The sequence below is a fragment of the Paenibacillus sp. PL91 genome (genome assembly GCF_012935325.2).
Lineage (GTDB): Bacteria > Bacillota > Bacilli > Paenibacillales > Paenibacillaceae > Pristimantibacillus.
Map to the genome: position 1 here is coordinate 163276 of NZ_JABBYG020000004.1, position 18541 is coordinate 181816.

Sequence of the window (18541 nt, forward strand, 5' to 3'; positions counted from 1 at the left end):
GGCGCGGCATGACAACGAAGGCATATATCAAAGACTATCCCAGGCCACAATTCGTACGCGACAATTGGCTCTGCTTAAACGGCGAATGGAGCTTCCGCTTCGATGACCGTAACGTGGGGGAGAAAGAGAAGTGGCAGGAGAAATTCGAAGAGACCCACAAAATAAACGTGCCCTTTACGTACGAAACCAAAGCAAGCGGAATCGGAATCGAAGAGTTCCATCCGCAAGTATGGTACAACAAAGCCGTTCACATCCCGAAGGAATCCGAAGGGAAAAGGGTCATTCTTCATTTCCAAGCGGTGGATTACGAAGCCAAAGTGTGGGTGAACGGAACGTTGGCAGGCCGGCACCAGGGAGGCTACGCGGCCTTCTCGTTCGACATTACCCCTTATCTCGTATTCGGGGCCGATAATCAAGTCACGTTGAAGGCGGAAGACAGCAATAGCTGCTTTCAGCCCCGAGGAAAGCAGCGCTGGATGGAAGACAATTTCGAATGCTTCTATGTCCAGACGACCGGGATCTGGCAGACGGTATGGATGGAATACGTGGAGGAACAGCGTCTTGATGCTGTCAAGATCACGCCGGATGTCGACCGTTCTATCGTCCGTTTCGATTACGAAGTGCAAGGGGTGGAGGAAGACGGAGCTGGCGACTTAAGGCTGGAAGCTATCGTTACGTTTAAAGGCAAGCAAGTAAAAAGGGTTAGCCTAGCGATTGACCGCCCTTGCCTCACCGTTGAGGTTGATCTGCTGCATGAGGCGAACGGGCCGTGGAAGAAATGCTTCTGGTCTCCCCAGCATCCGAACTTATATGACGTGGAATTTGTGCTGTATGCGAAGGATCAGGTCGTGGACCGGGTGTTCTCCTATTTCGGCATGCGGAAGATTTCCATCAAGAACGGCGAGGTGCTGCTGAACAATGTGCCGATCTACCAGCGATTGATCCTAGACCAGGGGTATTGGACAGACAGCCATCTGACTCCGCCAAGCGAAGAAGCCCTGATCGAAGATATCGATTACATCCTGACGATGGGCTACAACGGTGTGCGTAAGCATATGAAGATCGAGGACGCGCGCTTTCTCTATTGGTGTGACGTGAAAGGTCTGCTTGTATGGTCCGAGATGGCGGCCACCTTCGAGTTTCATGATAGGGCGGTTGATGCTTTCACGAAGGAATGGCTGGAGATTGTGAGGCAGCAATACAACCATCCAAGCATTATTACATGGGTTCCATTTAACGAATCATGGGGCGTCGCGTCCATTCTACGCGATAAGCGGCAGCAGAAATTCACCGAGGGCATCTATCATCTGACCAAATCAATCGATCCTTACCGTCCGGTCATCACGAACGATGGCTGGGAGCACACTGTATCGGACATTCTAACGCTGCATGACTATGTTGCGTCAGGAGACGGTTTCCTGAAGCGTTATGCCAACAAGGAAGCGATCGTGACCAATGAAACGACTTGCAATCATTGGAAGTACGCATTTGCCGAAGGGTATGCATACCGGGGACAGCCGATCATCATCAGCGAATTCGGCGGCATCGCGTTCCAGTCGGACCAAGGCTGGGGCTACGGCGATCAGGTTGCTTCGGAAGAGGAATTCATTAGCCGATTCCGCGGCATCACCCAAGCGATTAAGAACGTCGAGTATATTAGCGGGTATTGCTATACGCAGCTTACTGACGTCCAGCAGGAAATCAACGGGCTTCTGACGGAGGATCGCAAGCCGAAAATTCCATTGGCTACAATCAAAGCCATTAATTTAGCCTGAATGAACTTATACAGCATAAGAGTGGGGCTGCGCGAGCTGCGCAGTCCTCATCGTTCTTCCAGATATAATGAGGTATAAAAATTGATTATTACTCCATCCATCACCATTCGCCCCTTAATTCTGCTCCTGCCTTGCATGACTTCTTGCCCGCTGTTGTCCATTTACTTAATCTCATAACTTTATAGAGGCATTTTATGATCGTTTAGAGAGGATCTTTTGATTTCCGGTAAAAGCTCGGCGGCTGTCCGTGGTAGCTTTTAAAGGCATGAGTAAATGAGTAAACGTCTGAGTACCCGAGGGAAAGGGCGATATGGGAAATCGGCAGAACGGTCGTTCTCACTATTTTCATAGCATCCTTCATGATCAGATTCGTCAGGTACCGATGTGGCCGGATGCCGACTTTCTGATAAAAGACGTTCGAAAAATGCGAGCGGTGGATCCCGACATGATCAGCAATGTCTGTAACGGTTATGCCTTCCTTATAATACAAATGAATGTAGTCGATGCTTGTAGCAACCCAATCATCGGTTGGTGAGGATGCTTTAATCGGCTTAGATAATCGAACGATCTGATTCAGTAAAGAGTAAAACCGTTGCGTTAAGGAGAAGTCATCTTGTTTCACGAGGTGCTTCCATTCAAATGCAAACTGAAAAAACGACTGCTCAAGATCCTGATTAAAAAAATCTTTGATATAGGGGTGTTTGAGCGTAAGTCCAAGACGGCGGGTGACCAGTGGCATTTGTTTGCCCTCGGCAGCAACCCAAAACATCTTTAGAGCAGGTTCTTCACGGGGAGTAATGTAATATTCATGAATGCTGTGAGGGAATAAAACGAATAGATCACCTCGCGTAAGCGTGGTCTCTTCCTGATTCATACGCAGTGTAACCTGACCTGCAAGAACGAAGTGCAAACTATAATAAGCAATAAAGCGCGGTCCTATATGATAATTTGGCTTTGCCTCGTTATAGCCAATACGGATGGGTATAACGCCGCTATGCTTTTCCAATGCATTGGGGGTATGATACATATGCTCCGCGAATTCATGGGTAAACTCTATCATGCAAACGACCTCTTCCGAAGTTAAAGTTGATGAAAGTCACTATCATTTTAACATCGTCAGGCATAGGTGAATAGTAACCCGTCATTCGAGAAAAAGACCTCAAGCATACAAGCAGTGCCATTGTCCAAATGGTTGCAGCTTGCAGGCTTGAGGCCTCGGTTTGGACGGGTTAAGCGTGACAAACTCTGGGCATTGGCATAGCTTCTTTACCAAGTTCAGCCCATACGTATTTTAGTAGGAGTTCTGATTTTAAACTGGCGAAATCAGGGTTATTCCACAAGTTATGAAGTTCGTTCGGATCCTCTTGCAGGTCAAAAATTTCACCGTATGTCTGGTTGTAATACACCGTAATTTTATATCTTTCATCGACGTACGTTTTTTGATGGATGGTGGTTGCCTCATGCCGGAATTCACAGATGGCATGGTCTCTTGCTTGATCTGAGATCCCGAGCCAGACTTCCTTCTGGTCTACGCCTGTCATTGCATGAGGTATAGGCAGATTCGAGAAAGACAGGAAGGTAGGGGCAAGATCGACGAGTGATTGAAATGCCGAAGAGGTTTTGCCGGCCGCAACGCGCCCCGGGTACCTCACGATGAAAGGCAGTTTCAGCAAATCCTCATAGTGGAAGCCGCCTTTAGCTTGTAAGCCGTGCTGCCCAAAGAAATGGCCATGGTCGGTAGTGAATACGAGTAGGGTACTATCGGCCAAACCGAGCTGGTCTAATTTATCCAGAATCGAACCAATATATTTATCCATCATGCTGACCATGCCATAATACACAGCGACCAGCTTTTTCCTGTCCTCTTCCGTCAGCCTGAATTTGTTGCCGTACTCGTAGAAATGATGGGAGCGGTAACCATGAATGTCAAATCCGCTCTCTCGTAAGTTAGAGAAGTCAGGGGCCTCTTCCTGAGTCATTCGAAAATGCGGCGGATTATTATCGTGTTCACCAGGAACCATGGAGGGGATGGTAAGCTTATCGGGGTCATACATCAAATCCCATGGCTCAGGCACCAGGTATTCCGGATGAGGGTCAAAAAAACTGGACCACAAGAAAAAGCTGTCGTCATTCTGTTTATATTGTTCTAATAAAGCATTGGTACGTTCGGCGATCCAGGTGTTATAGTGGTACTTCTCAGGAATTGGCCATTTGTAAGTCTGGCTTGGATCCATGGTGCCTGTCGGCGGCAAGAAATAATCTCGCCAATTAGCACATCCTTTGTCCTCCATCCATGCAGCATAGTGCTGTCCAACATGCGCTTCATTGGTGTGATTTCGTGCTAACTCGACATGAGAGAAGCCGTAAAAAGAGTCTTTTTTCGTTTTCCAGTAATCCAAATCCTGAAGTATAGGGTACGATTCGAGCGATGGATATTTTTCTGTTGACCGTAAGGGTTGAAAATGTGCCTTACCAACCAACGCAGTTTTATACCCGGCCTGCTGGAAGTCCTCGCCAATGGTATGACGATCCTCAAGCAGTTTCGTTCCAAGCGTCCAAGCTCCATGCTGGCTTGGATACATGCCGGTAATAATGGATGCGCGGCTCGGCGTACAGGTAGGGTTGGGGCAATAAGCCCGGCTGAAAGTTGTTCCTTCATGAACCAGCCGATCCAGATTGGGAGTATGGATCTCATTGTTAAATGCGCCTATCGTATTCCAATGCTGCTGGTCGCTCGTAATCAGTAGAATATTTGGTGTTTTCATAGAATCATCTCCTTCCTGCTTCTCATTATAGACAATATTGGTAGGAAGAAGGATGACATAATGTGTGATCCGTATTTGTTATTTTGTAAGGTGGTTTTTAAAAAATGTTTTTATCATACTGGGATTAAGGTGTAATATTAAAGAGCGATTACAGGTTAGAAACCGCTAATTAATACAGGAATTAGCTTGTGTTAATTCCAAAACGGAATAAAGAAAGTTGCCATTACGAAGACAATTATAGGAAGGCGGTGTTGAGAAGTGGATCGTTCCCAATCTAGTCCTCCCCGGTTAATATCCTTATTTTGGAGCTTTCTGAAGCTTGCGCCTGTTTCTTTTGGCGGCGGTTATGCCACTTTTCCTGCGCTCGAACGCGAGATTGTAGCCAGCAGAAAATGGATGAACGAAGAGGATTTACAAGAAACGCTTTCTCTTGCGGCTGCAGCCCCGGGAGGAGTAGCAATCAATGCCTCTTTCTTGATCGGGTATCGTCTTGGCGGGTTGAAGGGATCGGCCGCAGCAGCAATCGGTGCCATCTTACCAACTTGTCTCGTCGTTATCGCTCTCTTTCTTCTCTATCACAAGTTCAGTGACAACGTAAAGGTAAAAGGTGCGTTAAGAGGTATCGGTTGGGGAATTGTTGCTATGATCCTTTATACCGTTTATAGGCTGGGGAGGGTATCAATTAAGGATACACTTACGTTAACGATTGCGATAATAAGTCTTATTCTCCTCTTCTTGGATACACATCCCATATGGCTTATAGCCGGAGGCGCTGCCGCCGGCGCCGTTGCAACACATGGTAGAAACCGGAGCGTAAAAAACTCGCAGACACGCCAATCCAAGGCTGGCGTCGACAGCTCCTATATGTATTTTATTTAAGTGAATCCATTAGGGGGGTGTAATCATGGTGGAGTTATTTTGGTTCTTTCTGCAAATGGGATTCGTTTCTTTTGGCGGAGGGTATGCGTTGATCCCTTTGATTGAGAAGGAGACGGAACGCCAAGTCTGGATGAGTAATGGCATGCTTGTAGACGCAATCGCTGTAGCAGGAATGTCTCCCGGTCCCATCGCCGTTAATTTGGGTTTGCTTGTCGGCTATCAAACATACGGGGCGACTGGGGCTATGGCGGGCGTGCTAGGCTTGCTGCTCCCTTCCATGCTGATGACTGCCGGAATGGTTTACTTCATCACTCGGGATCATAAAAACTACTTGAAGCGCTGCATGTATGGAGTGCAGCCTATCGTTACGGCTCTAATTCTTTTTGCCGCGTATCAACTTTGTGCGGTCCATTTATCCGCTAGCCTGTCTGCCAGTGAGCTTCTGCCCGCCTTGCTAATAGTAGGGGCATGCCTATACATGTTATTGCGTTTACGAATGCATCCCTTTGCGATTCTATTATTCTCGGGGATTAGCGGGGCGGCATTCTACGCTTAGGTTAATATGTGATGCTCAAGCATATGAAATAAGAGAAGTCCCCGCGTAACGGCTGCATGCTGGTTTGCGGGGACTTCTTCGTCAAGATCAGATTTCATTTGAACCGGTAAAGCCTTGGATAAATTTACGGGGAGATATCGCTTCGATTTGTTTAAAGGCTTTGCTAAATGCATAGACGCTGCCGTAGCCTACCTTCTCCGCGATGGTTGTAATCGACAGCGGCGTATAAATCATAAGATGTTTTGCTTTTTCAATTCGATAGCGCATCTGGAATTGATGCGGCGTGAGACCGTATTTTTGTTTAAACAGCCTGGAGAAATGGAAGACGCTTAGCGTGGCCGTCTTGGAAAGCTCCTCAAGCAGGATCGTTTGGTCAAATCGTTCCATGATGAATGTTGCCGCTGCGTCCAGCGATTTATGATGGACCCGGCTCCGTGACAGCTCGCTAGCTTCTAATCCTTTCATGATCAGATAAATCAGTTTTAAAACCAGTGATTTTTGCAAAATGAAAAAATCCAGATCCCGCCGTTCATAAGCATAAATGAGCTGCTGAAGCGTTTTTAGTATTTCTCCGTGGTTATCAACCCGAATGACATCCGGTATTTGCAGGACGGCTTCCAGAACGTCATCGCGAATCCAGCTTTTTTCTTGCTCGCTGCAATCGGCTAAGCTTTTGTAACTGATGGGCACCTCCTCCAGATTATCTGCGTAAAGCGCGTCGAAGTGAATATGCGGCATCCAGCATTCACCGACGGATTCCAAAAACTCATGCTCCTTGCCGGGCTTGAATAACACAATGTCCCCAGGTAGGAGGTTATGAACGGAATCGTTGATCCTTAGTGTAAGCTCCCCTTTCTCCAAGTAAAGCAGCTCATAATCGAATATAATGCGCGATTTTAATCGCATGCCGGATTCACGATGGTTCCAAGCTCTGCGAACATTGGGCGAGAGCTGCATCATCAATGTTTTCTTAGGATCGGAAAACGCTTCCATTTTATCACTCCAAAATAGCAAGATAGGATAAATAATAACAAGTTGAACTAAAGAAGTTCTCAAAAAACTATGATAACATAAGCGATGTAAACGATAACATGATTTGAATGGCCGAATGATAGAAAGCATCTTCTATTATATTATAGCTCGGTTATTCCATCAACCGATGGTTGTCTTTCTTTATTTGAAGAGCTGTGCTTATCTGGAAAGGAGCATAAAAATCATGAATACATTTAACGGTCTAGAAATGGGAATTGGCAATTTGGCTAGAGTTTCTGACGCACAGTCCCGTTCGATAAGCGCGGAAAATTTTAACGGGGAAAAGGGCAAGGGCGGAATGGCAACAGAAGGAACCGGTGCAAATTGCGCACGGGATCTAGGGATCGGCTGGAAGGTATCTCCTTCGGTGGAGATTGCGGCTGGAGCGACCTTCACCATGGCCGAAATTGACGGTCCCGGAGCGATTCAACATATATGGCTGACATGCTTTCCAACGCATTGGAGAAATATGATCCTTCGCATGTATTGGGACGAAGAGGAGCAGCCTTCCGTCGAAGTGCCGCTTGGCGACTTCTTTTGCAATGGCTGGCAGGAACGATGCGACGTAAATTCGCAGCCAATCGCCGTGAACCCGGCGGGCGGAATGAACAGCTACTGGCTGATGCCGTTCCGGAAGCATGCCAGAATTACCGTTGAGAACAAAGAGCCAGATAAGGTCGTGCTTTATTATCAGGTTGATTACACTTTGACGGCTGTCCCGGATGATATGGCTTATTTCCATGCCCAGTGGAGAAGATCCAATCCCGTGCCGTACGGCGAAGTCCATACGATACTGGACGGCGTAAACGGAAGAGGACAATACATCGGGACGTATCTGGCCTGGCAAGTAAACAATACAGGCTGGTGGGGCGAAGGCGAAATCAAGTTTTACATGGACGGTGACAAGCAATTTCCGACGATATGCGGAACGGGTACCGAGGATTATTTTGGCGGGGCTTGGAACTGGGAGCAGCCGATCGGGAAGTATTCCACCTATTCGACCGCGTATCTCGGGATGCATCAGCTGATCAAGCCGGACGGATTATATCGCAGCCAGCAGCGTTTCGGGATGTATCGGTGGCATATCATGGATCCGATTCGGTTCCAGAGCGATTTAAAAGTAACGATCCAGGATCTCGGCTGGCGTTCAGGAGGAAGGTATTTGCCGCAGCAAAGCGATATTGCCTCAACGGCGTTTTGGTACCAGCTTGAGCCGCATGCTCCTTTTCCTTCCTTACCGACCAACGATGAGCGGGAAGTGATTTGACGGTTGCATGCAACCTGAAAATTCAATACAGCATGAGGTGAAAGCGCTTTGCTTAAAGCAACAATAAAACAAGTCGCTGCCGAAGCGGAGGTATCTACGGCAACCGTATCCCGTGTTCTGAATAGCAGTCTAAAAGTAAGCGATGAAGTGAGGCGCCGCGTCACCGAAGCAATTGCGAAGCTGCACTATGAGCCTAGCGCTATTGCAAGAAGCTTGAAGCAGGATAAAACGTTTATGATCGGCATCATCGTACCCGACATTACAAACCCGTATTTTATGGAAATATCGAAGGGCATCGAGGATACGGTTGGGCAATGCGGATTCCAGCTGATGTTCTGCAGCTCCGATGAAAATAGGGAGAAAGAAGGAAGGCTTCTTCAGCTTCTTGGCGAGAAGCGTGTAGATGCCGTCGTCATTGCGACCGCTGGCGGCAACGGAAGAAAAATCGAGAGTATGTCTCGCTCCGGGCTTCCGGTCGTACTGATCGACCGAAGTTTGGAGGCCAGGGAGGACTTGAAGAGGCTGGATCTGATTGCTGAGAACAATGCGGAAGGTGCTTTTATGCTGACCAAGCGGCTGCTGGAGGACGGGCACACTGCGCTGGGCGTCGTGAACGGGCCATCCTCGGTAAGCACCGGGCGAGAGCGTCATGAAGGCGTGCTGCGAGCGATGCGGGAATGGGGAATCGAACATCCGCTGCATGTGTACAATGGCGATTTCTCCGTCGAAGGAGGGATTCGTGCGGTACGACGGTTATGGCAGGCCGATCAAAAGCCGACGGCGATCGTATCGCTTAACAACCGGATGACCTTCGGCGTCCTGCTCGAGCTTATACGAAGCGGCCTCCATATTCCAAGCGATGTGGCCATAGCCTCCTTTGGCGAGGTTGAAGCAGGACGGCTGCTCAAAAAACCAAGGCTTTATTATATTGATCAGCAGCCGTATGACATGGGGAAGAGGACCGGGGAGCTACTGCTCAGCCGGATGAACAAGCAGGACGACGGCGTCAACCCTCATTTGGAACTATTCAGCCATCAAATCAAATGCATGCTATAAGCATTATCCAATATTAGAGACGATTAACTAGGAGAGGTGACTTCGATGTCAAACTTAAAAGCCGTAAACCGATTGCAGGGCAATTTGCCGAAAATCGGCATCCGTCCCATTATTGACGGAAGGCGAGGCGGAATCCGCGAATCGCTGGAAGAGGTAACGATGGACATGGCGAGAGCGGCGGCAGCCTTCTTATCAGAAAATCTGATGCATAGCTGCGGCGTGCCAGTTGAATGCGTCATTGCAGATACTTGCATCGGAGGAGTGGCCGAAGCGGCCCGCGCAGAGCAAAAGTTTGCTACCGCAGGCGTCGGGCTGACGATTTCGGTTACGCCGTCTTGGTGCTACCCGACAGAAACGATGGATACCGATCCGACGAGGCCAAAAGCGATTTGGGGCTTTAACGGAACCGAAAGACCGGGAGCAGTCTATTTGGCCGCAGCGCTTTCCGCGCACAACCAAAAAGGGCTTCCCGCATTCAGCATCTACGGACGCGACGTGCAGGATATTGGCGACACGACCATAACGCCGGACGTTCAGGAGAAGCTGCTGCAGTTCGCGCGGGCAGGGCTGGCCGTTGCAACAATGCGAGGGAAATCCTATTTATCGATGGGCTCTGTCTCGATGGGCATCGCGGGCTGTATCGTGGATGAGTCATTCTTCCAGAAATATTTAGGCATTCGCAACGAGTATGTCGATATGACGGAGTTTGTAAGACGGATGGAGCTTGGTATTTACGATCGCGAGGAATTTGAGCTGGCTTTGGCGTGGACGAAGCAGAATTGCAAAGAAGGAATCGATGTGAAACCGGAGCATCTGAAACGGACGGCCGAGCAGAAGGAGAACGACTGGGAAACTGTTGTTAAAATGGCGCTGATCGCACGCGATTTGATGATCGGCAATCCGAAGCTCGATGAGCTCGGATACGGTGAAGAGGCGCTCGGGCATAATGCTATCGCAGCAGGCTTTCAGGGGCAGCGGGCTTGGACGGATTACTTCCCAACCGGCGATTTCATGGAAGCGATGCTTTCTTCTTCCTTCGACTGGAATGGGATCCGCGAACCGTTTATGCTGGCGACGGAGAACGATACCCTTAATGGCATTACGATGCTGTTTGGCCATTTACTTACGAATGCTGCACAGATTTTCGCTGATGTTCGCACGTATTGGAGCCCGGATGCGGTCAAGCGCGTGACGGGCCATGAATTGACGGGCAGAGCGGCGAACGGCATCATCCATTTGATTAATTCCGGTCCGGCGGCGCTTGACGGCACTGGTCGCCAAACCCGAAACGGCGAGCCGGTCATGAAGCCATTCTGGGAAATTACGGAGGATGAAGTGAAGAACTGCTTGGATGCTACGGAGTGGTGCCCGGCGGTAGACTTTTTCCGCGGCGGCGGTTACTCAACCGATTTCACGACTTCTGCCGGAATGCCGGTGACGATGGCTCGCATTAACCTGATCGCCGGACTTGGTCCCGTGCTTCAGCTGGCCGAAGGCTATACGGTCGAGCTGCCGGATGAAGTGCACGATGCGCTTGACGAACGCAGCAATCAAACTTGGCCGACTACCTGGTTTGCACCGAACTTGACGGGCGAGGGTTTGTTCAAGGATGTATACACGGTTATGAACAAATGGGGCTCGAATCACGGTGCTGTGAGCTACGGCCACATCGGCGGCGATCTGATTACACTTGCTTCGATGCTTCGTATTCCGGTCTCCATGCATAACGTTCCAGAAGATAGAGTGTTTAGACCCAGCGCATGGGCAGCCTTTGGCGAAATGGAGCCGGTCGGCGCTGATTACCGGGCTTGCCAAAACTTTGGACCGCTTTATAGATAGCAGAAAGGGATGATAATCTATGTGTGCCAAATATGCAATCGGCGTCGATTACGGCACCGAATCGGGAAGGGCAATGCTTGTGGACGTGGCTGACGGCAGGGAAATCGCAGCGCATGTTACGCCCTATCCGCATGGCGTGATGGATGAAAAACTTCCTGACGGAACCTTGCTGGGCCCTGATTGGGCGCTGCAGCATCCGGAAGATTACATGGAAGTGCTCAGACGCTCCGTACCCGAGGTGCTGCGCGAGGCGGGGATTAATCCCGAGGATGTCATCGGAATCGGAATCGACTTTACGGCTTGTACGATGATGCCTCTCGATGAGCAAGGCTTGCCGCTTTGCCTAAAGCCGGAATGGAGCGGCAATCCGCACAGCTGGGTGAAGCTCTGGAAGCATCATGCGGCTCAGCAGGAAGCAAGCCGCTTGAACACGATCGCGGAGGAACGCGGGGAAAATTTTCTTCCTCGTTACGGGGGCAAGCTCTCATCGGAATGGATGATCGCCAAAGTATGGCAAATCTTAAATGAAGCGCCGGAGGTTTACGAGCAAACGAATCTTTTCATGGAAGCGGCGGACTTTGTCGTGATGCAAATGACGGGCAGCCTCGTAAGGAATAGCTGCACGGCAGGATACAAAGCCGTATGGCATAAGGAGCAGGGTTATCCGTCGAACGATTTTTTCGCAGCGCTGGATCCAAGGCTTGAGACGCTGACCGAGACGAAGCTTCGCGGCCAGATCGCCGCTCTGGGCTCAAAAGCGGGCGAGCTGAATGCCGAATTAGCAGAGGCGATGGGCTTATACCCCGGCATAGCGGTTGCGGTAGGCAATGTCGATGCGCATGCGGCTGTGCCTGCGGTAGGCGTCGTAACGCCTGGCAAATTGGTTATGGCGATGGGTACTTCCATCTGTCACCTGCTGCTAAGCGACAAAGAAGTTAACGTTGAAGGTATATGCGGCGTTGTAGAAGACGGCATCGTGGCAGGCTATTACGGCTATGAAGCCGGTCAATCCGCGGTGGGCGATATATTCGCTTGGTATGTGGATGAGGCAGTGCCTGCGTATGTGCGGCATGCCGCGCAGGATGAGGAAATAGGCGTTCATCAATGGCTGGAGCGCAGGGCAGCCGCATACAATCCGGGAGAAACGGGACTGCTCGCTCTGGATTGGTGGAACGGCAACCGTTCGGTGCTCGTCGATGCAGATCTGTCAGGCTTGCTCGTCGGTCTAACGCTGCAGACGAAGCCGGAAGAAATCTACAGGGCGCTGCTCGAATCGACCGCTTTCGGAACGAGACGGATCATTGAAGCGTTCCATCAGAACGGCGTCGAGGTTAATGAGTTATATGCCTGCGGAGGACTGCCGCAGCGAAATCGGCTGCTCATGCAAATTTATGCGGACGTAACCGGCCGAGAAATTAAAATTGCGGATTCAACGCAAACGGCAGCGCTTGGCGCAGCCATGTTCGCGGCGGTAGCAGCGGGAGCCGAGGCCGGTGGTTATGCGACTATCGTCGATGCAGCGGAAAAAATGGCGCGGGTAAGAGAAGAAACATTCAAGCCGATTCCTGAGCATGCTGCCGTATATGAGGAACTTTATCAGGGATACCTCAGGCTGCATGATTATTTCGGCCGGGGCGGAAACGACGTTATGAAGTTGCTGAAGACTATGAAACGCAGCTCCATCTAAGCTTTCAGCGTTTTATCATGCAAAATGTGCAATCGATCTCACAATTCATCGCAGAAAAGGTGGTACATCAATGGAAATCCAACAATCGATTCAATCGCTTAGCCAGATGAGACAGGGAAAACGGAAAAGAGAATCCAGTTATGACCGTACGGGCGGCAACAAAGACTACTATACGATCAATCCAGGTGACAAAACAGACATTTGCCAAATCCAAGGAGCGGGGGCCATTACCCACATTTGGATGACCATGGCGACGGACGGCCCGCAGGAAGAGGCGCTGCTGCCAAGAAAGATCGTGCTTCGCATGTACTGGGACGGGGAGACCGAGCCAAGCGTGGAAGCGCCGATCGGCGATTTCTTCGGACTCGGGCACGGGATAACCAAAAACTACGAGTCGGCTTGTCTCATGATGAGTCCCGAAGACGGCAAAGCGCTCAACAGCTTTTTCCGTATGCCGTATGCAATCGATGCCAGAATTGAAATCGAGAGCGAAGCGGATCATCCGATCAAGTTTTACTTCTATATCGATTATGAAGCTTACGACAAGCTGCCTGAAAACGAGCTGCGCTTCCATGCCCAGTGGAACCGAGAATGCCCTACGGATGGAATTGACGATACGAGCGTAGATAACGCTTACTTCGAATTCGGCGGCAAAAATACGACGGGTGACGGCAACTACGTCATTCTTGAAGCGAAGGGCAAAGGGCATTACGTTGGCGTAAATTTCAATATTCATAACCTGCGGGAAACAAGAGAGTGGAACTGGTACGGCGAAGGTGATGACATGATCTTCATCGACGGAGAGCCGTGGCCGCCGACGCTGCACGGTACGGGGATGGAAGACTATTTCAACACGGCATGGTGTCCGCAGCAGGAAGTATGCACGCCGTATCACGGAATCATCCTTGGCGGAGGACCGAACTGGAGCGGCAAAATATCTACCTACCGATACCATATTCTTGATCCGATTATGTTCGACCAAAGCATTAAAGTGACCATCGAGCACGGGCATAACAATCATCGCAGCGACGATGTTTCTTCGACGGCTTATTGGTATCAATCGGAGCCTCACCAATCGTTCAAGCCGCTGCGGAAGGTAACGGGACGTCTTCCGCTGGCGGACACCAAACCTTTTAATGACCAAAGCCTGAAAGAAATATTCAAGCACGCTAATCCGTAAACGCGCTTCGGCTGCGCCTCTTAAAGGAGATGATGAAGCTGCGTAAAACGATGACGGGCACTTTGCTAATCCTCTGCTTGCTGCTATCGGCCTGCCAAGCCGGCAATGATCAGAACGCGGATCAGATGCTGGACGGAAGCGGGAAAACGTTTCAGTTGCAAAGCGTAACCGGCTTGCAACAGGTTGCGCAATTAACGGGAAAAGATTCGATGAACGGGACAGACCGCTATGCGGTATCGGGCACGGATCTTGGTTCGATGTTTCAAGCAGGCGACAGAAGCTATTTCGTCTTCGGTGATACCTTCGGTGACCGTGAGGACGGTTCGACCGGCGCCGGAGGCAGCTTTTGGCGGTCCAATACGTTGGCTTATTCTACCGATATCGACCCGTCGGACGGCATCATGTTCGACGGTATGATAACGGATGACATCGGACTCGCGAAAGAGCTGCTGCCTTCCAAAAAAATCGATTTCGATGAAATGACGAAAATTCCAACCCACGGCGTATCTGCGAACGACAGCCTGTATTTGTACTACATGTCGGTCAACCATTGGGGAGATCCCGGGCAATGGGATGTCAATTACAGCAGCCTGGCGAAGTCAAGTGACGACGGGGAAAATTGGACGCTTATGGACGAGGTGAAATGGCCGGGAGACAGCCACTTCATTCAGGTTAGTCCTTATAAAGTGCCGAACGGCGAGGACGGTTCGGACATTTACTTTTGGTGTATTCCCTCGGGCCGGTTCGGTGGCGTGAAGCTGATGAAAGTTAACGAGGCCTTGATCGAAGATCTAAACGCGTATGACTATTTTGCCGGTACCGATAATAAGGGCGAGCCAATCTGGAGCAAATCGATCGCCGATGCAGAGCTTGTTGTGGACGATAAGGCAGGAGAGCTGTCCGTGATTTGGAATCCGTATCTCGAAAGCTGGATCATGACCTATCTGAAGGAAGGCCAAGGCGTGGTTATGCGCGAAGGCTTGACGCCTTGGGGACCATGGAGCGAAACGACGCTGCTGGTTTCATCAACGGAATATCCGGGCCTATACGGTCCTTATATGAATCCTCGATATATGGAAGATGAAGGCCGGACCATTTATTTCACTTTATCGCTATGGGAGCCTTATAACGTGTTCTGGTTTAAAGCGACGCTAAATAAATGAAAGCGCTTCAAAAAGTAGTATGCCAGTTGATTCCGGTTTAAACGCTTAGGCGTTTAAATAAACAGTCTTTTTTAAAAAAAGGGAGGATTCACACATGCAGGCTTATCGTGGAAAGGTTTTGACGGGCATTCTAGCGGCGATTCTCATGCTGACCTTCGTATTGTCCGGCTGCGGCAATTCCGGCACAAACGCAGGCAATGAGGGCAATACAGGCAATCAAGGCAATCAAGGCAGCACAAATGAAACGGCGAACAACGGGAAAACGGACGAAAAACCGGCCGAGAAAGTAACGGTTGAATTTTGGGCGAATAAGTTTGAAGACACGACGGATGCCTGGTTCAAGAAATGGACCGATGAGTTCAACAAAACGCATGAGGATATTCAGATTAAGCTGACAATCGTTCCTGGCGACGCGTGGGCGCAGAAGCTGAAAGCGGCGCAAGCAGCAGGTAAAGCGCCGGATATCATGACGAAGAGCTACTCGGGTATTGCTCCGGCTGCCAAGAACGGCGAAATCAAGCCGCTTAACGACTTGATGGATCCGGCTGTGTTCGAGGATTTGTACGATAATGTCAAAGAATTCGTTACGGTTGGCGATCAATACTATGCTTATCCGAAGCTTGTAGAGCCTTCCGCTGTATTGTACTACCGCAAGGACTTGTTCGAAGCGGCTGGACTTGATCCTGCGAAGCCGCCGGTTACATGGGCGGAGCTGATCGAATACGGCAAGAAGCTGACCCAAAAAGGAATTTTTGGCCTTTCCACGGCGCAGACGGCTCCTGATCTAGGATGGTCGAGCTGGGGCTTGCAATACAACGCAACGGGACATCTTCCGATTACGGAAGACTGGTCCAAAGCAGACGTGATGCACGATGGCTATAAAGCACTGCTTAACTACTATAAAACGCTTTATCAAGAAGGCATTATACCGAAGCAGCAGCTTTCCGCTTATGCTGATGCGGCTCCATTCGGTCAAGGCAAGCTGGCAATGACAATAAGCGGTTCTTGGGCGATGGGCTTGTTCCGCAACGATTACAAAAACATGCTGGACAAAATCGGCGTAGCGCCGATGCCTTCCATCGACGGAGACCAAACCAAGCCGACATCGACTCTCGGCGGCTGGACGCTCGTCGTAGACGGGAAATCGAAGAAGCCGGAAGCTGCTGCCAAGTACATTGAGTGGCTGCTGGCAGGAGACCCGGCGATTATGATTGACTTCTTCAAAACAAGCCAATTCTCCAAATTCTCGCCCCGGAAATCGGTAGATGAAGCAATGAATCAAGATCCGGCAGCATCGGCTGACGAATGGCGCAAGCTGATCGCCGAGAAGGTTATTCCGTATGCAAAAGCGGAACCAAACTATCCATGGGATATTAGTATCGCATTCTCAACGGCAATCGAGTCCGCTATGAAGGGTGAAGACGTAGACAAAGCGCTTCAGAAAGCGGAAAAAACGATTAACGATTACATCGCGAAATCGAGCTTGGCGGGTACGAATCCGAAATAACAAGCAGCCGGGGGGAAACGTCCGGGAGCAGACGCTCCCGGATGGCTGATCCCCGTACTTTTACACGACGGTGGTGAATGCGAATGAAGAAGAATAAAACACGGCTCGACAATATGACCGCTTATACCATGCTTATTCCTATCGTGGTGCTGCTGACTATTTTTGTCGTCATCCCGTTTGTTTACGCTCTCTATGTCAGTTTCTACGACTGGAGCTTTTATCAGGAATCCCAGTTTGTCGGCTGGAAAAATTTCAGTAATGTGCTTAGCGATCCGCTGTTTATGAAAGCAATCGTTACCGGCTTGAAATTTGCTTTGTTTGTTGTTCCTGCTCAAATGATTCTCGCGTTTCTGTTCGCGCATGTCATTCGTTCGATGGGTACGAAGCTTTCCGGATTCGTAAAGACATCGATATATATTCCGACCATTATTTCGGGTATTGTCGCGTCGATTATTTTCGTGTTTATTTTCGATTACAATGCGGGTCTTGCCAACGTTATCGTTAATCTGTTCGGCGTGGAAAATCAGGCTTGGCTTGCCGATGTGAAGACGGCGCTCGGAAGCATGGCGCTGCCTGCGATATGGCTTGGTTTCGGGATTACGACGCTGATTATGCTCGCCGGCTTACTTGATATTCCCGAAAGCTATTATGAGGCTGCGAATCTCGAGGGAGCCGGTTCATGGACAAAGATGATCCATATTACGATTCCTTTGCTTAAAAACGTCGTATTGTTCTTGCTAATTACCGGCTTTACGGGTGCCATTCAGCAGTTCGAGCTGTCGCTGGTCATGACAGGCGGGGGACCGCTTGATGAAACGACGACGCCGAATTTGTACATCTTCAACCATTTCCGGAATGACGTCCTTGTCGGCCACTCGATCGCTTCGGCACTTCTTTTGTTTGTTGTGCTTGGCAGCATATCGGCTATCATTTTCAAAGTGCTCAATTCGGAAAAAGCGGTTGACGGTTAAACGAACAGGCGAATGGAGGAGAGAACGCGATGAAATTACAGGAGCAAACCTTAAAAACGATCATGTATGTCATCGGCATCCTGATAGCGATTGTGGCATTGTTTCCGCTCGTATGGATGGTGATCGCCGGCTTCAAGGCCAAAACCGAGGTGCTGTCGTCGCCCTTCCGTTTTTTTCCGGAAAAATGGCTTTTTTCAAATTACAGCGCCATTTTGTCAGATCCGATGTTTCTTAAATCAATGGGTGTTACCTTCACCGGCGCGGTTTTCTTTGCCGCGTTAAGCCTAATTATTAATTCAATGGCGGCTTATGTTTTCGCCAGGCTCGAATTCCGCTTTAAGCGCACATTATGGGTGTTCGTCATTTGTACGATGTTCATACCCGGCATGGCCATCCTCCTTACTTCCTTTATCGTAGTGACCGAGATGAAGATGCTGGACACGATGGCCGTTCTTATTTTGCCTGGCGTGGCCTCCGCAGGGCATATGTTCTTTATCCGCCAGTTTTATTTAAACATTCCGCTGGCGCTCGAGGAAGCTGCGCTTATCGATGGCGCTAACCGGTGGACAATTTTTACAAGCATCTTCTTTCCAATGTCCTATCCGGTATTCGTTATCGTAGGGATCGGTTCCTATCTCGGCTATTGGAACTCCTTCGTATGGCCGACGATGACGATTACGAATCCTGATTTGTTCCAAATCATGCAGTTCTTGAACACATTCCGTTCCGAGCGTTCGACGGAGATGGGGCTGCTAATGGCCGGATCTACGCTTGCGGCGATTCCGACGATCATCTTGTTCCTTATTTTCCAAAAATACATTATTAAAGGCATAAAAATTTCGGGGTTAAAGTAACGGGAGGCGT

General features: G+C 49.7%; 15 protein-coding genes. 12 read left to right on the plus strand and 3 right to left on the minus strand.

The window, feature by feature from the left end; genetic code table 11:
* The first annotated feature begins 8 nt into the window (after positions 1–8).
* Positions 9–1775 (plus strand): glycoside hydrolase family 2 protein, encoded by a 1767-nt coding sequence (locus tag HI950_RS12060; protein WP_169082501.1) that lies wholly within the window; start codon positions 9–11, stop codon positions 1773–1775.
* Positions 1776–1977: 202 nt separating this feature from the next.
* Here the strand turns inward: HI950_RS12060 and HI950_RS12065 are convergent, their stop codons facing one another.
* Together HI950_RS12065 and HI950_RS12070 are read right to left on the minus strand one after the other, a co-directional pair.
* On the minus strand, positions 1978–2835 hold the full coding sequence (locus tag HI950_RS12065) for a helix-turn-helix transcriptional regulator (protein WP_169082500.1): 858 nt from the start codon (positions 2833–2835) through the stop codon (positions 1978–1980).
* Between the two features lie 169 nt (positions 2836–3004).
* A complete protein-coding gene (locus HI950_RS12070) occupies positions 3005–4540 on the minus strand; it encodes a sulfatase family protein (RefSeq protein ID WP_169082499.1) in 1536 nt (511 codons plus the stop codon).
* A gap of 258 nt (positions 4541–4798) precedes the next feature.
* Here HI950_RS12070 and HI950_RS12075 point away from each other — a divergent pair, with 258 nt between their 5' ends.
* Positions 4799–5419, plus strand: a complete 621-nt coding sequence (locus HI950_RS12075; protein WP_169082498.1) for a chromate transporter — start codon at positions 4799–4801, stop codon at positions 5417–5419.
* Between the two features lie 25 nt (positions 5420–5444).
* Positions 5445–5975 carry a chromate transporter gene (locus HI950_RS12080; RefSeq protein WP_169082497.1) on the plus strand — a complete coding sequence of 177 codons (531 nt, stop codon included), beginning with the start codon at positions 5445–5447 and terminating at the stop codon, positions 5973–5975.
* A gap of 87 nt (positions 5976–6062) precedes the next feature.
* On the opposite strand, the gene HI950_RS12085 is transcribed toward HI950_RS12080, so the two are convergent.
* Positions 6063–6968: a helix-turn-helix transcriptional regulator gene (locus HI950_RS12085; protein WP_169082496.1), complete on the minus strand. Its 906-nt coding sequence runs from the start codon at positions 6966–6968 to the stop codon at positions 6063–6065.
* A 223-nt stretch (positions 6969–7191) separates the two neighbouring features.
* Here HI950_RS12085 and HI950_RS12090 point away from each other — a divergent pair, with 223 nt between their 5' ends.
* The 9 genes from HI950_RS12090 (at position 7192) to HI950_RS12130 (ending at position 18531) form a co-directional block, all read left to right on the plus strand.
* Entirely contained in the window at positions 7192–8274 is a 1083-nt protein-coding gene (locus HI950_RS12090; RefSeq protein ID WP_169082495.1) for a glycoside hydrolase family 172 protein, read from the plus strand.
* Between the two features lie 48 nt (positions 8275–8322).
* A complete protein-coding gene (locus tag HI950_RS12095) occupies positions 8323–9330 on the plus strand; it encodes a LacI family DNA-binding transcriptional regulator (protein WP_169082494.1) in 1008 nt (335 codons plus the stop codon).
* A gap of 45 nt (positions 9331–9375) precedes the next feature.
* Positions 9376–11169 (plus strand): L-fucose isomerase, encoded by a 1794-nt coding sequence (locus HI950_RS12100; RefSeq protein ID WP_169082493.1) that lies wholly within the window; start codon positions 9376–9378, stop codon positions 11167–11169.
* Positions 11170–11188: 19 nt separating this feature from the next.
* Positions 11189–12856: a ribulokinase gene (locus HI950_RS12105; RefSeq protein ID WP_169082492.1), complete on the plus strand. Its 1668-nt coding sequence runs from the start codon at positions 11189–11191 to the stop codon at positions 12854–12856.
* A gap of 70 nt (positions 12857–12926) precedes the next feature.
* Complete coding sequence (locus HI950_RS12110; protein ID WP_169082491.1) at positions 12927–14036, plus strand: glycoside hydrolase family 172 protein; 1110 nt, start codon at positions 12927–12929, stop codon at positions 14034–14036.
* A 32-nt stretch (positions 14037–14068) separates the two neighbouring features.
* The gene (locus tag HI950_RS12115) at positions 14069–15199 is read left to right on the plus strand and encodes a glycoside hydrolase family 183 protein (RefSeq protein ID WP_169082490.1); all 1131 of its coding nucleotides are present in this window, start codon (positions 14069–14071) and stop codon (positions 15197–15199) included.
* Positions 15200–15293: 94 nt separating this feature from the next.
* The gene (locus HI950_RS12120; protein ID WP_169082489.1) at positions 15294–16706 is read left to right on the plus strand and encodes an ABC transporter substrate-binding protein; all 1413 of its coding nucleotides are present in this window, start codon (positions 15294–15296) and stop codon (positions 16704–16706) included.
* A gap of 83 nt (positions 16707–16789) precedes the next feature.
* Positions 16790–17677 (plus strand): carbohydrate ABC transporter permease, encoded by an 888-nt coding sequence (locus HI950_RS12125; RefSeq protein ID WP_169082488.1) that lies wholly within the window; start codon positions 16790–16792, stop codon positions 17675–17677.
* 29 nt (positions 17678–17706) lie between these two features.
* Positions 17707–18531, plus strand: coding sequence for a carbohydrate ABC transporter permease (locus tag HI950_RS12130; RefSeq protein ID WP_169082487.1), 825 nt, complete (start codon positions 17707–17709; stop codon positions 18529–18531).
* The last annotated feature ends 10 nt before the right edge of the window (positions 18532–18541 follow it).